Genomic DNA, 14,884 nt, shown 5'->3' on the forward strand with positions numbered 1-14,884 from the left:
TCCATGCTTCTGCCATATATAAAAGGAGCCACATGACGTGACTCCTGATAGGTTTCGTATGGTCATTCACTAAATTCCGTCTTCCCTAAGCTGTCTTATCTGGCCGGTACGATCAGGCCGTACTTACCATCATCACGTACATAGACAACGTTCACATCGTCGGTCTCAGCATTGGCGAAGACGAAGAAATTGTGGCCAAGGAGGTTCATCTGCAAGATCGCTTCTTCCACGTCCATCGGCTTCAATGTGAATGTCTTCGTCTTCACAAGCTCGAGTTCTTCTTCCGCCTCTTCCGTCGCCACCGCGCCGTTAAGGTCAACGTTCTCCTTAAATAAGGTACGAACGCCGGCTTTCCTCATGCGACGGTTGATCTTCGTCTTATGCTTGCGGATCTGCCTCTCAAGCTTGTCGATCACCATATCGATCGAGGCGTACATATCTTCGCTCTTCTCCTCTGCCCGAAGCATCACGCCCGGCAGCGGGATCGTCACTTCCACGGTATGTAACCCGCGATTCACGCTCATGGTGACATTCACATGGTTGTCGAGGGGAGTTTCAAAATAGCGCTGCAGTTTGCTGATCTTCTTCTCAGCATATTCCCTTAGTGCATCTGTTACCGTAAGTTGATCGCCGCGAACCTGGATATTCATACTCGATCCCTCCTTCATTACTTACAATTATATGATACCATATCCCATATTCTGCTTTCAAAGCATCTTAACAATTGTTAACCGAATTTTCTAACAATTCTAACAATAATGTGTCAACAAAAACTTCCGCTTCCTGCTCTATTCTTCCTGTTCCTCATAAAAATTAAACACCCCAGTTGCCTGGGGTGCAATGCGCGATTCTGTAGTCATGCAATCTATACCAGCGGTCGAGCTCGACCGGGGTTGATTAGAGCTTTACTACGTTAGCCGCTTGTGGTCCGCGAGCGCCTTCCACGATATCGAATTCAACTGCTTGACCTTCTTCAAGAGTCTTGAAGCCTTCCGATTGAATTGCAGAGTAGTGTACGAATACATCTCCGCCCTCATCAGACTCGATGAAACCATAACCTTTCTCTGCGTTGAACCATTTAACTTTACCTTGCATGTAACACATTCCCTTCGTAATCAAATACGTAAGCTTAACGCTCACAAGTTGACTATAACACTCGCCAACACCAAAGTCAATCAAAAGTCACGCAAGAAAATAAAAATGTGTATGCGTTTACTTGTCCATTCTTCCGCGGCATGCCGCACAAGATCTTTCAGGTCTAGATCATCCACATCCCCCTTGCGCGCACATGGTTTATCATCCACCCTGCAGCGAGAGATTATTCAACAAGTTATTAACAATCTTCTCAACAACATGAAAGCTTGTTTTCATTGTTATTCACAGATTTATTCACATTATCCACAGAGTTGTGGATTGGATAATGGGGATAAGATGGGGAGATGAAGGCGGATACTCCACAGAATGTGGATAACTTTTGATACGAAAACGTGTTCGCATCGAATTTTGGTTATGTTGCTGTGAATAAGCAGATCTTGGGCGTTTCTGCTATGTTGTTCGCATCAGGATGGAGGATTTTTGAGTTCATGACTTAATTTTATTCAGCATATGGCGCGTAGATTGCTGCCAGTCGCTTTAGATGTTTCGACTTATTAGCGATCATAAAGGGGTTGAAAAGAAAAAAGCCAAAGCCGGCGGCTTTGGCAAAGGTTTTACTCTTAGACTTTTGTTAATTTTTAATCAATACTTTCGTCTTTTTATTAATTCTTCGACGATCACCCAATCTTCAAGTTCATCTATTTCGACATAAGATTCTTCCGGCATTTCATAATAGGTTATTTTCCCAGAAATTCTGCATTTACTTTTGAGCAATTGCTCTCTGCTAGTTATATAGAAAGCCCCGTTTTCAACCAGGTACCCTTCAAAATCCTGTCGTCGCGGTCGATTCTGAGGATCATAATTTATGGGAACAACAAGATCTCCATTTGCTCTTTCCCATATAAATCTTTTCTGCCGAACCACTGACAACAAGCTGTCCGCATCAGAAGAAAAATATTTAGCCAATGCCTCTGTCAGATGTTGACTGGTTGTCAGGGGTGATGTAGCCTGAATAAACACAACCGAATAGAATTCATGTTTCTCTGCAAATTCTAATAACGACACTTCGCTGGCCGCAGAATCTGTTGCTGATTCCACGGAGCGGTCAATAACGGTAACCTTGGAAAAATTCATCTGATTGACATTCCGGCGAATCTCCTCTGAATCCGTTGAGACAAATATGCGTTCAATGTCCGGGCACTGCTCTGCTGCAGTTAATGTCCACCAAATGAGCGGTCGTCCCGCGATCGGCTTAATATTCTTGAGAGGAATCGATTTGCTTCCTCCTCTTACAGGTATAAAAGCGACCGTTTTCAACGTTGCCTCCATTTGAGTTTCTCCCTTTGCTCTTTTTCCACTTCGAGCAAATCCTCAGACTTATAGTTAAGTGCCTTCTCAACGGCTTTCAGGTCTCGTACAAGCCTTCTTAAACCGTCAGGTTCAAGGGAAGCAGCATGATCCGTGCCTTTCCACGTTCTGTCCAATGTATAATGTCGTTCAATGGTCGTCGCGCCCAAAGTGTACGCTGCCACATCAACCGCAATCCCTAAATGATGTCCGGAAAAACCAATTTCTTTAACAAGATCCCCGTAATTCTCTTTAAGACGCGTGATTTCTAATAATGCAACATCTTCAAATGCAACTGGATAACCCGATGTGCAGCTGTATAATACGACGTCTTGAAGGCGGTTTTTGCGCCTCATGAATTCTATGATTTTCTCTTCTTCTTCCCTCGTTGTCATTCCTAACGAGATATGAAGCTCTCCCTCATAATTTTCACAGAGCCAATCCAACATTTTGAAGTGCAGATTCAATGCGGAAGGAATCTTAATATATTCCGGTTTCAGGCTCGCGATTTCTTTTGCAGATGTTAAATCCCAAACTGAACTGCTGTATGTAATTCCGAACTCCTCACACCATTCTTTCAGCTGTTTATGCTGATCTAGATTAAACTCCAGAGCCTCGCGATGTTCTCCATAAGTCCTGCCATATGAGTGTTGCGGATTGGGGTGAGGCGCATTATACTGTTCCGGCGTCAAATATTCTCGGTTATTTCTCTTCTGAAATTTCACGCCATCCACTTTGCAAAAGATTGCCGCTATTTTGATTAACTCATAAGCAATTTCTATTTCTCCCTTATGATTGCATCCGATCTCAGCGATAATTCTTGGTCTCATCATTATTCAGTCTCCATGCACAATATTTTTTGAGCTTTCTTACTTCATCGTGTCATCCCTTAAGTTCAAGTTTGTTGGTCAATGTCTCCAAATTGAACTCTAACACCTCTGTGACACGTAAAAAGCTATCCAAAATCACATTTGAATATTTTACAATCTGGTTGATTTTTGTCCTAAGATCTTTTTCTAATTGTATCTCTGTCCAATACCTTGAAACATAATTGTACTCAAAATAAAGAAAAAACTTATATATATGGTTTTGTAATTCGTGATTAATAAATCGATCCCATAAAACGTCAAATTGCATTAACCAATCCTTTGTGGTTCTTTCTTGCTGAATATACGCGGCACTGCCCAAGTGCTTTTTCACTCGTTCAGCTGTCTTTTTTAATTCCTCAACATTCTTTTTTAGTTTCACGATTCGTTTTTCAAGCATACGTCTATTATTTTCCGAGTACGGAACCAGCCTCTCTATTAATAATCGATGAAACCAGCCTTCTTCATAGCTGACATGCTGATTTTCATAATAAAGATCTTCTAAAGTTTTTATTTTCGTATGATTAATCTTTGCTCCGATCTTTGATGCGTTATACGCTTCTTTGTAATCCAGTATTTGGAATATCGCTTCAATATCTGTTTTCAACACATGCATTTGTTTACTTGTCTTATTCAATCCGCCGGATACATTTTCTACATACATATCCGCCTTGCTGACTTTTCCTTCTAACTCTTCATTGTCTCTATGGTTTACACCTCGAGCATAATAACGTTCCTCGGGGTAGGAATAATCTTGACCGATCATCACAATCTCACTGCATCCCATATAAATTGCAGCTTGAATAGCTGTGCCGGATACGGTTGATGAAACAATAAATTCGGGCGGAGCTATATCCGGCCCAAGTCCTTTCAGCCAATACTTAGACAACTCATCATTGGAGAATATTGCATGAACCATTAGTTCCCATTCTTTATCCGATATTGCTGCATATATATTCGGAATAAACAAGAAAGGAATGCTGTAATCCGAAATCTTGTTGAATATCTCCAGATTGTTTGGTTTAGGGTCCATGGACACAACTAGATCCGGCTTGATGCCATTGTACAGCAATCCTTGAATGCTTGAACCAGCTGCTATAATCAACACTTTATTTTTTAATTTGCGCAGCCACTCGATCTCCATATCAAGAGAAGGACCTGAACCGACGACAACTGCCGGTATCCCTCTGAGACTATCCTTCATAGGCGCAAAAGAATAGCTGTTCATCACCTTCTCCATATTTAGGATGATGTTTTCGGCCCAATTTAACTGCAAAGCTGCCATCGTGCGCAAATTTTCCTGATAACTTAACGAAAATCTTGAGATCGTTTCTTGCAATCGTTTTATTGGTTCCGCATGTATTCTCCTATAAGCCGGCAAAATGATCGTCGTTATTGAACCTTTGATCGTATCATATATAGCTTTAACAAAATTAAGCAGAGTATGATCGTCTTGGCCTAAGGCGAATACATTCACCTGTTTATGTTTTAGAATGTCGCGCAAATCTACGCATTCAATCGCTGCCATGAGAATATTGGCATCAGGTTCATAGATGTAAATTTTTTTATTGGGATATTTGTGTATAAAAGCACGTAAATGATATCCAAGACCTAAACCAAAAAATAGAATATGATGTGCATTCTTGACCTCATCCTCAATCGATTGAAGCCATCTCTCAATCTCTACTTCCACATCATACTTGCTGTACATGAAGTGAAAACGACCTTGCTCATCTGCTAGTTGCAATACAATCTGATCGCCCCGGTTTCGAGCAATTCGAACAATCTCAGGATCATATTGTTTATTGCGAATATTTTCATAGATATTAGGATATGATTTTCTGAGAAACATCAAATTATCTGCTGTGTGATTCTTCATCATTGTACCCTCGTCTTCATGAATGCTAATATCTTCGAGATCGTGCTTCCTAATTCATATTTGAGGATATCTCCTATCTCTACTGTATCATAATCCTCGATAGCCTCATTGATATCCGCCACATGTGCTTCGACGGAATTAATGAATAACGTAACCTCTTCTGCAAATGCTGTATCCGAAACTTGTGTTTTGCGGTGTTCAGCAATCATCTGCAATAACTGAACAGCGTTATTCAACCCTTCCGCCAGTTGACTTAATAAATTCCAAGCCTCTTGATCTATTTGCCCATAGAATAGATCGGATAATGTTTCAGTCGACTGATGGACTCTTTGCAGATAATCGATGGTCTCATCATAGATGCTTGCCATCATCTCATCGGGGCTAACGGATTCGATCCCGATGGTCTGAATCCGGTCATGATGTTCCTTAATATAAGCATCAAACGTCCCTGTTACATCGATCCCATCAATGGTGATAGTCTTAACCACTTGGCCCTGTTGAATAAGATGATGAACAATCATATTTAATTCTCGTATCGTTAACTGAGCATCATCAAAACTCAGATGTTTAATCGTTTTGCCGTTATGCAGGATATTCACTTAGTATCAGTCCTTTAGATATAATGCACCATCACTACTATTATCGGCATATTATACAATCGATTGAATAGAAAAACTCCCCGATCAAGTTGATTGGGGAGTTTAGGATGGCAGCCATTAGCCAAGCAGACGGAGTACGTTTTGCGGTACTGCATTGGCTTGAGCCAGCATTGCTGTACCAGCTTGCACCAAGATCTGGTTGCGAGTGAATTCCGTCATTTCTTGAGCCATATCTGCGTTGCGAATACGTGACTCGGATGCAGACAGGTTTTCTACGCTAACACCCAGGTTATTAATGACATGCTCTAAGCGGTTTTGAACAGCACCGAAAGCAGAACGGTGGGAAGAAACCGTATTGATTGCGCTTTGGATTGCTGTCATAGCGGCAGCCGCTCCAGCCTCAGTTGTAACATTCAGTCCATCGATACCCAATTCTGCAGTAGTAATATCCACAGTGTTTGCAGAAATTGTGTTACCTGCCTCAAAACCTACTTGGAAATTAATTGTGCCAGCCGAATTTAGCAGATTAATTTCATTGAATGTCGTATTTTCAGCAATCTTATCAATCTGCTCAACTAGTTGTTCAATTTCATCTTGAATCATTTGACGGCTAGCAGGATCATAAGTACCGTTCTTCGCTTGAGTAGCCAGCGTGTTCATACGTTGCAGCATCGCATGAACTTCTGTCAGCGCACCTTCTGCAGTTTGCAGCAAGGAGATCCCGTCTTGAGCGTTACGCATAGCTTGCTTGTAGCCGTTGATTTGGAAACGCAGCTTCTCGGAGATCGCAAGACCTGCAGCATCGTCAGCAGCACGGTTGATGCGGTATCCGGAAGACAGCTTTTCCATTGTTTTGCCCATCTGAGTGTTGTTGAAACCAAGGTTGCGATGAGCATTGATAGCAGCTACGTTCGTGTTGATGTACATCGACATCTTGATCATCCTCCATGATATATAGTAATATCGGCCACGTCCTTGCGGCCTAATTATTATATCGGCAGATCATTTTTTATTTTTAATAGCTTAATCAAAAATTCTTAGATGAATTTACCTGAGAAAATCTGAAGATTATTTCTTCTCATCAAAAAATATCGCTGCATAATCTTCATAACCGCTGGTTTGATAGGCCTTGGCAGCTTGTTTGCGTTCTTGGGATGTTCGCAGCGTTGTCCCTGTCTGGTGCATGATTTGTTTCACTAGAAAAATCGCACGTTCCACATTGTCATGGGCTTGTTTTGCCTTAGGTGCTGTACTCGCAACGGCTTCCCGAAGTTCTTGTTCTGTCATGAACCCTCGACAACGCTCGATTTCATCCTGTATAGAGCTTTGCAAAGATGACCACTCATTGGACATGTTTTGGAATATTTCGAGGAAATTCTCATCCTCGTAGTGTTGCTCTACCCATGCCACCTGCCGCGCACTCAGTTGATGCAGTCTCTCGAACAGATCAGTCAACTCTGTCGCTCTTTCAGCTTTAGATTTGTTGTGCAATGCTGACATCCTTCCCGATCTCCTGCCATGCTTGCCGCAAGTTGTCAATGATCCCTTCAACTTCTCTTAACAGCTTCGTATCCTTATGAATATTGGCTTGCACAAGTTGGTTCGAGCAATAGAAATAAATTTCTCTCAGATTAGCAGCGATATCTCCGCCCTGTTCGAAATTTAGGCATGCCATAAGTTCCAATACGATCTCTTGAGCTTTTAGAATGAATTTGTTGGCTTCCTCAGACTTCTGTTCATCGATGACTCGAATCGCCCTCTGAATATTCGTCACAGCAGCATTGTACAGCAGGCTAATCAATTTATGGGGCGAGGCAGTTTCATACATATTTTTCTGGTAAACTTGATAACCTGATCGGTTAGGAATATTCATGTCAACGACCCCTTAGTTTAATAAATTCCCATCGATGCGATCTGACTTGCTAACCATACTTGTTGGTTTTGTAACTGGATCAAAGCCGATTCCATCGCGGTGAATTGACGTTTTAATTGCTGCTCTTTCAATTCGAGGCGCGTCTCCATAGCTTCCATCTGTTGGTTAATCAGTGATATTTCCGATGTATAGCCTTCGATCTTCATCGCCAAGATTCCCTTACCATAGGATGTCCATTCCATCAATGAATTCTTGAATTGAACGGCTATACCGTTTTGGTCGGGATGATCTTTGTCTTGGTAGGTAAAAAGTCTGATCACTTCATCGGGATTGGCAGCGAAGGCTGATTTGAATTTCTCCTTATCGAAGGAGATCGTACCTGTCATTGATGAAGCATCTACCTTACCTTTATCAACTTCCAGCCCGATTTGGAACAGGAAGCTTAGCGCATCGGGATCATTGCCCACTTGTCTATTGATGAGATTGTTCAGATGGCTTTCAAGCGTACGCAGCGTGGAATCCCCTTGCAGACTCTTCTCTTTGCCCAGATTGGATTTGACCGTGCTGATCACATCGTTGTAAGCTTTGACGAAAGCTTCAACCTTCTCCACGATCTTATCCACATCACGCTGAACATGAATCGTCGTTTCACCGGCTTTCATCAAGGTTAAGCTGAGTCCTGGGATCACTTCACTAATTTCATTGGAGGAAGATTTAATTTCTACACCGTTTACCTTGAAAATCGCATCTTCAGCTTTAACACTGTCTTCAAATTCTAACTGGTTATTCTCATCATCAATCGAGATGCTGTTCGCCGTCCCCGTTTTATTGGATGTGATCACCAGCCGCTTAATTCCTTGGCTGTCATCTGTTGTGATCAAGGAAGCCGTAACGTCAAGTTCCGATGCATTGATCTTCTGTCTTAATTGATCCAGAGCCTGTTCAACCGTAAGTCCGTTGTCAGGATCAGGATCAATGGTAAAAATATCACTTTCATCTCCAACAGCGATTGTAATCTTTAAGGTTTCATTTAATTCTTCGCCTAAATTGGAGAATTTTTTGGATACCAAACTGTGTCTCGTCGCGAGACTCTCGACATTGATCACATAGGAACCCTCAGGCACTCCCTCTGACGCTGTCGCCTTCACGACGCTCTCATCTGACACTGTTGTGCTCCGCAGATCAAAGTTAAAACTCATCGATAACTCTTCTGCTGCTGTTCTGAGAGCACTTAGTTTTGTGTTAATGTTACGAAAGATCGATTGTTGTGAGCTCAGCGTGTTCTGTCTTTGTTCTAACTTCTGATAAGGAATTCGTTCGATTTGCATGAGCTGCGATATGATCGTAGCTGTATCTAAACCGGATGCCAACCCAGTTAAACTAAAGGACATCATACTCGCCTCCACATTCCATCAAAATAACTGAACCTCTATAGACGGATCACTTAAACAGCGAAAGGGAACGAACTACAATCTTTCATCGATATAGAGGCCGATGATCTCTTTCATTCTAGCGGAGAGATCAATCAGAAATTCCGGCGGCAAACTGACAATCACTTCATCAGTCGCAGCATTGATCACTTCCACATACGAAGTCTCTGTTTCTTCATCATATTTGAATCTTAAGTACTTGCCGATATAGGCAAATTCTTTGTTGTATTTTGCGATTTCCTCGAATAATTTCATCTTCTCTTCTTCTTTTTTCTGAGGATCAAACCGGTCCTCCCCTTCAGCTGTAAAAGAGAAGATTCTCTTATTCTTAGGCTCCGTTGTTTTTTGAATTTGCTCGCTTAATTTGCTCACAGGAATATCAATTATCATGCTTGGTCCTCTAATAGGAGAGCTCCCGCTTAAAGTTACATTCATCATCAACACTCCTTCATTCTTCTTTGTCGATAACTTTATGCAAGAGTTGGAGAAGTTGAGCTTGATCCAGCTTTTGAGTGCCGGCCTTTAGATTCTCCTGAAGGATGCTTTCCACCAATTCTTTGCGAAGGATCTGGATGTGTTGTGGTGCTGTAAAACCAAGCTTGACCGTTTCTCCCTCGATGCTGACAACTTGAACCTCGATGTGATCATCTATAACCACTGATTCACCGAGTTTGCGCTTTAATATGAGCATATTTAGGGCCCCTCCTTGATGACAAGCGGGTGTCGGAGAGGATATGATGCATCATCAATGATAAATTGCGCACCCTTACGATTGATTCTGTTGAAAATCAGAGGGGCTTTCAGATTGACATATAATTGATCATCGATCACATTCACAATGACGAACGTGATTACATCTTCCGGATTCTGAATATCAAGCAGCGAGATGATGCTTTGGTTAATGTGAAAACCGTAATTCTCAGCTGCATAATTGCCGGGAAGCAAGATAAAACTCAATTGTCCGCTGGCAGCATGCAACACATAGAACGGGCCGTCTTCTACCTGAATCAGAGCATAGTCATGTTGTTCTTCAAAGCCGATGATGCCTTTGGGAAAGTGATAGATTTGCGACTCATCGACTTTAAACGTTCCATAATATTCGCTCTCAATCCTAAGAACTGATGTCGGCTGATTCATGGTGAGTCGGCTCCTTTCAATTTCAATACATTGGTTTCCACCTCAATCTCAGGAGGATAGATGCGGACATCGATCTGTACGCCGAACTTGGGGGCAGCATCCAACTGGATGTCTGCCCGTCTATAAGCCTGATATCTTTCGAAAGCAAGCTTTCCGAAGATATTCCCCGGTTCCTTATGGATATCACGAGCACGCTTACCGGCTTGCACTCTTGCTGCGATTCCCTCTGCCAACTTCTGCTGTGCCCTAGCTTGGAGTTCCTTGATCTGTGCGTCAGGACCCAAATAACCGATCTCCTCCCGTACGCTGTCCCAATCCGCTTCCATATCAGGATTACGCTTATGAATCTCAATCTCAGCAGGAGTATAGGAAGCATCAACTTCCACCTTCTCTTGCTGCTGCTCTCGGGAAGTCATCAATCGACTGTAGGGCATAGGTTGGTTGCTGACTGAAAAAATCAACTAAGAACACCGCCTCAGCGAGCCTTGGTCTATCATCATCTTAGGAAATCTACCAACGATACCTGCATGATCCGTGCGCCTATAGCCAGTGATGCTTGCAGGACGTTTTCCTTCTGTACAAGCTCGATCAAGGCCTCCGCCATATCAACATCCCCCGTCTCGGATCGCAGTTCCTTCAGGGAGACGATCTGGTCTTCGATCCGGCTGATAACCAATTCAAAGCGATTCGTCCTTGCCCCGATCTCCGCCCAGTTATTATTGATGCGGTCCGAACAGAGATCGATCTTCGCAAGATCATTCAGCAATTGGTCCGGTTGATTGTTGTTTAGATGGGTGATGATATCATCGAATACTTGGAAGACATTGTCCGCTGCTCCAGCCGCACCGAATACTTGCTCACCCGTTAGGCTTACCGGTACGGAGACACTCGGACCAACGTTCAGATAGATCACACCCGGATCAGTCTGATCCAGATGAGGCTGTGTCTTCGAATAAGGCGGCTGGTCCGTCTTCTGCCCATTGAACAAGTATCTGCCGGCGAAGGTGCTGTTGCCGATCATGATCAGCTGTTCTTTCAATTGCGCAATTTCCAAAGCGATCTGCTTACGCCCATCTTCCGGCATCGTACCATTCGCTGCTTGCTGGACGAGGACTCTGGCCCGTTTGAGCACATCGCTCGACTGCTGCATCAGCTCATCCATCGTTTTGAGGTAGCCCAGACCAGTCTTTGCATTTTCCAAGAATTCATTCGTCCTGTTTAACTCACTGTTGTATCTCATCAAATATCCGATGCCGACAGGGTCATCGCCCGGTCTGTGGATACGTTGTCCCGTCGCCAGTTTGTTCTGCCAATCTATGATGCCGCTGTTGTTGTTCCGTATATTACGCAGCAGCTGAGTATTCTGCATCATGCTCGTTACGCGCATCGTACGATCATCTCACTTTCTTATCTTCCTACGATTCCCATCTGATTGATGATGCGATCCAGCATCTCATCGACGGTGGTCATATTCCGTGCAGCAGCATTGTAAGCATGTTGGAATCGAATCATATCCGCTAATTCCTCATCGAGGGATACGCCGCTTACTTGCTGACGCATCATATCCGCCGAGTCTGTCAGGTCCTGCGAATTCTTCACATTCTGTGTGGCATTGTTAGAACGAGTCCCGAGATCGCCGATGAATGCACGGAAGTAGTCATCGATCGTCCCCGAGGATAGATTCGTCATGTCCGCTGGGAAAGTAAAGACGTAATCTCTTACTCCCGTCAAAGCGAACGAGATATCTCCATTGCCGCGGATGGTAGTGCGAGTACCATCTGGTTGCGTCTCATATTTGCCCGAGGCAGCGATCTTGTTGGTATCATTCTTAACCTCTGGATTGAGGCGAATGTTTCCGATTGTAAATTCCGTACTTCCGTCCTCTGTCACGAAGAATGGAATGTCCGTTTGTCCGTCCAATGTATAGCCCAATTGATGCAGCCCGTTGAATCCCTGAACAACAAACTCAACCGGAGTAACGATGGTGGAATTGGCCGGAATCGGCTGGCCTGCTGGGATCACCGTACCATCCGCCAGGGTGACTTCGTTAAGGGCGGTCATCTCTCTCGAGGTCACATAACCATTCTCAAGAGTCACGCGGATGTCGCCGGTAACCAGCGTGTTCACCATAGCATTCAACTGCTGGCGGACCCGCTCCACTTCGGCCATTGACTGAACATATCCTGCCAGTTTACCGGAGGCCGCCTGTTCTGCTATGGACTCATCAACTAAGGCAGCGTTGTTCCCTTCCACAACCGTCATGCCTGCGATCGCAATCGTATAAGAGCCGTCAGGCATCTCTGTTACGTTGACATCCACCAATTCGGATAAGCTGTCCACCAACAAGTCGCGCTGATCCCGCAGATCGTTGGCATTCTTGCCCGGACCTTCGATGCGTTTGATCAAAGCGTTAAGATCAGCGATCTTCTCCAGCAAGGAATTGACTTGTACCGTAACAGCCTGGATATTGCTCTCCAGATCAGACGTAATATCATTTAATCCCTTGTCGATCGAATTCAGCGTATCCGTCAGATTCACCGCTGCTCCGATCAGATCGATCCGCGCGCTGAGCAGGGAAGGATCGCGGTTCAGAACCTCCAGCGAGTTCCAGAATTTATCCATCACCGCTCTCAGACCGTTGTCCGACGGCTCATTGAGCAGGTTTTCGATCGATTGGAAGGTCTTCTGTTGCACCTGCCACATCGCCAGTGCTTGATTCTCGCGGCGGAATTGCAGATCGAGGAAGCTGTCGCGAATCCTCGTTATGCTGTTATATTCCACACCGGTTCCGATCTGTCCAGGCATCGTGCTGTTGCGAAAAGCCGGTGCTTCATAAGGAATCGAAGCCGTCAGATTCACCCGTTGCCGGGAATAGCCCTTCGTCGCTGCGTTAGCGATGTTATGACCAACGGTTTGCAGCGCAACCTGCTGCGTGAGCAGAGCGCGTCTGCTCGTCTCTAAACCGTGAAATGTTGAAGTCATCATGACACCTCCAATGGTATACAAGCTCTGTGGCAAAATAACTGCTATATCAGTAAGTCCTGCGATTATGCGAGATTATGTGAACAGCGATCATGACAGCCGCCGTTCCAGGGACGCTCGTATGGTCAGTTAAATATGTCCATCGCGGCTGTTGCTGCGATATCAGGTGCGAAAATCGATCCCGCTCTGCCGCTTGATGCCCGTTGATGCCGCCTTAGGGTTCTCATATACATACTCGGACTCGGCAGGTCTTCCTACCAGCGAATCCCGCAGATCATGGATCAGCACCATGCTTTGCTGCAGGAGGGCTTGGTTTCTCTCATTAAGATCATGAAGCTGCTTAGCTAATTGCTGAAGCTGCTGTTGGATCATGCGCAGTTGGTTCGCTTGCTCTTCATTCTCCAATATTAATTGAAGATCCGACAGAGAAGCCTCCTCATCGACCTTCTGTCCCACAGTTTCCTGCAGTTTGACCGCTGCTTGCTTCCTCAACTTCTCGCATTGTGAGAATTCAGCCAGCCATTCATTCTCCCGTGCAGCGAGTTCCCTCAGTTCATGATCTTGACTGCGGACTAGGAGCTGGCGCTTCTCCTCTGCTGTCTGAATCAGGCCGCGGTAGATCTGGGTGTATCGCTCCAGCACTTCAATGAGTTGTACATAAGCTGTCCGGCTGCTTTCTCGCTGAGTCACCAATTGTATAATCCCACCTATCTGTAAGGATCAAGCCTTGGATTCGAAACGATTGCCCATGCTGCCGGCAGATGCATACTTCGCGCTTGCCGGATTGCTGTAAGTCACCTCTTGCCCGCCGCTGCCTTGATAGAGTTCAACCAAAACATCGATATGCTGCAATGAACGATCGATGAGCTGCCGGTTGTGTTGGTTGGTTTGTTTGATCGCTTGGATCAATGCAATCAGCCGTTCAGCAGCCTGTTGAAAGTCATCTCGTCCTTCATCTTTGGCAAGCAATTCAGCGATATGATCAACGGTCACACTGTCCGATGGCAAGCCCTTCTCTCTCATATAATCCGAAGCGGTCTGCTGCCAAACCTTCTGGATCTTCGAGATCTGCTCTAAGATGCGCAGTTCTTCATGATAACATTTCGTTAACTCTTCGCGATCATGTTGGATGATCACGCGGCGTTTATGCTCTGCCGCTTCGAGCAGCTGCTCATGAGCAGAGATCAGTTCATTCATCCGTTGCAATAGATTCTTAGCTGCCATTGCTTGCACCACTTTCCGCTGTAGTTTTCCACTGTTCCCAGCATGATGGACAATCCGTCCGCCATCCTCCTATTCGCTTGCTGAATCTCTTGCTGTAATCCGCCGTGATCCCATATCCATCTAGAAGCCGTTGGGATTACTTCTTCCAGCCCATGAGGAAAGGAAGCATCTTCTCAGCGATCTTGCTCGCTTCAACATGGTATGTGCCTTTGGAGACGGATTCTTTGAGCTTGGCGACCTTCGCAGCCCTCTCCGGATCCGTTGTCGCCTCCAGCATCTTCAACGCCTCATCCGAAAACTGCACATTGTCCCGAATCTTCTCCTGCTTGCCAATCTGATCGGGCTGGGATTGGATCATCTGCTTGCGATATGGATTGATCATACCCGCTCTGTTCAGGTCATTGATCTTCATTCGTTCTTCACCTCATATACCTAACCGTGCCAATAACACC

Annotated in this window: 19 protein-coding genes; all 19 read right to left on the reverse strand. The window is 44.6% G+C overall.

Translation table 11 applies throughout. From position 1 onward, the window contains the following. Nucleotides 1-95: 95 nt before the first annotated feature. The gene (gene hpf / locus PRECH8_RS12040; protein WP_200967354.1) at nucleotides 96-650 is read right to left on the reverse strand and encodes a ribosome hibernation-promoting factor, HPF/YfiA family; all 555 of its coding nucleotides are present in this window, start codon (nucleotides 648-650) and stop codon (nucleotides 96-98) included. Between the two features lie 247 nt (nucleotides 651-897). Further along, nucleotides 898-1,095 carry a cold shock domain-containing protein gene (locus PRECH8_RS12045; protein ID WP_200967355.1) on the reverse strand — a complete coding sequence of 66 codons (198 nt, stop codon included), beginning with the start codon at nucleotides 1,093-1,095 and terminating at the stop codon, nucleotides 898-900. A 642-nt stretch (nucleotides 1,096-1,737) separates the two neighbouring features. Then, on the reverse strand, nucleotides 1,738-2,424 hold the full coding sequence (locus PRECH8_RS12050) for an acylneuraminate cytidylyltransferase family protein (protein WP_200967356.1): 687 nt from the start codon (nucleotides 2,422-2,424) through the stop codon (nucleotides 1,738-1,740). Beyond that, the gene (locus tag PRECH8_RS12055) at nucleotides 2,409-3,272 is read right to left on the reverse strand and encodes an N-acetylneuraminate synthase family protein (RefSeq protein ID WP_200967357.1); all 864 of its coding nucleotides are present in this window, start codon (nucleotides 3,270-3,272) and stop codon (nucleotides 2,409-2,411) included. The genes PRECH8_RS12050 and PRECH8_RS12055 overlap by 16 nt, the downstream gene beginning before the upstream one ends. A gap of 52 nt (nucleotides 3,273-3,324) precedes the next feature. Next, nucleotides 3,325-5,187, reverse strand: coding sequence for a motility associated factor glycosyltransferase family protein (locus PRECH8_RS12060; RefSeq protein WP_200967358.1), 1,863 nt, complete (start codon nucleotides 5,185-5,187; stop codon nucleotides 3,325-3,327). Next, nucleotides 5,187-5,786, reverse strand: a complete 600-nt coding sequence (locus PRECH8_RS12065; RefSeq protein ID WP_200967359.1) for a DUF8042 domain-containing protein — start codon at nucleotides 5,784-5,786, stop codon at nucleotides 5,187-5,189. Before PRECH8_RS12065 ends, PRECH8_RS12060 begins: the two co-directional genes overlap by 1 nt. 117 nt (nucleotides 5,787-5,903) lie before the next feature. Beyond that, nucleotides 5,904-6,719 carry a flagellin N-terminal helical domain-containing protein gene (locus PRECH8_RS12070; protein ID WP_276569116.1) on the reverse strand — a complete coding sequence of 272 codons (816 nt, stop codon included), beginning with the start codon at nucleotides 6,717-6,719 and terminating at the stop codon, nucleotides 5,904-5,906. A gap of 135 nt (nucleotides 6,720-6,854) precedes the next feature. After that, complete coding sequence (locus tag PRECH8_RS12075) at nucleotides 6,855-7,286, reverse strand: hypothetical protein (protein ID WP_200967360.1); 432 nt, start codon at nucleotides 7,284-7,286, stop codon at nucleotides 6,855-6,857. After that, nucleotides 7,261-7,659, reverse strand: a complete 399-nt coding sequence (gene fliS / locus PRECH8_RS12080; protein WP_200967361.1) for a flagellar export chaperone FliS — start codon at nucleotides 7,657-7,659, stop codon at nucleotides 7,261-7,263. The genes PRECH8_RS12075 and fliS overlap by 26 nt, the downstream gene beginning before the upstream one ends. Before the next feature lie 17 nt (nucleotides 7,660-7,676). After that, complete coding sequence (gene fliD / locus PRECH8_RS12085; RefSeq protein WP_200967362.1) at nucleotides 7,677-9,050, reverse strand: flagellar filament capping protein FliD; 1,374 nt, start codon at nucleotides 9,048-9,050, stop codon at nucleotides 7,677-7,679. A 75-nt stretch (nucleotides 9,051-9,125) separates the two neighbouring features. Then, nucleotides 9,126-9,524, reverse strand: coding sequence for a flagellar protein FlaG (locus PRECH8_RS12090; RefSeq protein ID WP_200967363.1), 399 nt, complete (start codon nucleotides 9,522-9,524; stop codon nucleotides 9,126-9,128). Between the two features lie 13 nt (nucleotides 9,525-9,537). Next, nucleotides 9,538-9,780, reverse strand: coding sequence for a carbon storage regulator CsrA (gene csrA / locus PRECH8_RS12095; protein ID WP_200967364.1), 243 nt, complete (start codon nucleotides 9,778-9,780; stop codon nucleotides 9,538-9,540). Nucleotides 9,781-9,782: 2 nt separating this feature from the next. Then, nucleotides 9,783-10,226, reverse strand: a complete 444-nt coding sequence (fliW, locus tag PRECH8_RS12100; RefSeq protein WP_200967365.1) for a flagellar assembly protein FliW — start codon at nucleotides 10,224-10,226, stop codon at nucleotides 9,783-9,785. Then, entirely contained in the window at nucleotides 10,223-10,642 is a 420-nt protein-coding gene (locus PRECH8_RS12105; RefSeq protein ID WP_200967366.1) for a DUF6470 family protein, read from the reverse strand. Before PRECH8_RS12105 ends, fliW begins: the two co-directional genes overlap by 4 nt. An 80-nt stretch (nucleotides 10,643-10,722) precedes the next feature. After that, nucleotides 10,723-11,613, reverse strand: a complete 891-nt coding sequence (gene flgL, locus PRECH8_RS12110) for a flagellar hook-associated protein FlgL (protein ID WP_200967367.1) — start codon at nucleotides 11,611-11,613, stop codon at nucleotides 10,723-10,725. Between the two features lie 20 nt (nucleotides 11,614-11,633). Then, nucleotides 11,634-13,208, reverse strand: coding sequence for a flagellar hook-associated protein FlgK (flgK, locus tag PRECH8_RS12115; RefSeq protein ID WP_200967368.1), 1,575 nt, complete (start codon nucleotides 13,206-13,208; stop codon nucleotides 11,634-11,636). 162 nt (nucleotides 13,209-13,370) lie between these two features. After that, complete coding sequence (gene flgN, locus PRECH8_RS12120) at nucleotides 13,371-13,898, reverse strand: flagellar export chaperone FlgN (protein ID WP_200967369.1); 528 nt, start codon at nucleotides 13,896-13,898, stop codon at nucleotides 13,371-13,373. Between the two features lie 30 nt (nucleotides 13,899-13,928). After that, the gene (locus tag PRECH8_RS12125; RefSeq protein ID WP_200967370.1) at nucleotides 13,929-14,432 is read right to left on the reverse strand and encodes a flagellar protein FlgN; all 504 of its coding nucleotides are present in this window, start codon (nucleotides 14,430-14,432) and stop codon (nucleotides 13,929-13,931) included. A 136-nt stretch (nucleotides 14,433-14,568) separates the two neighbouring features. Further along, nucleotides 14,569-14,844 carry a flagellar biosynthesis anti-sigma factor FlgM gene (flgM, locus tag PRECH8_RS12130; RefSeq protein WP_200967371.1) on the reverse strand — a complete coding sequence of 92 codons (276 nt, stop codon included), beginning with the start codon at nucleotides 14,842-14,844 and terminating at the stop codon, nucleotides 14,569-14,571. Nucleotides 14,845-14,884 lie beyond the last annotated feature (40 nt).

The organism is Insulibacter thermoxylanivorax, assembly GCF_015472005.1.
Taxonomy (GTDB): Bacteria; Bacillota; Bacilli; order Paenibacillales; family DA-C8; genus Insulibacter; species Insulibacter thermoxylanivorax.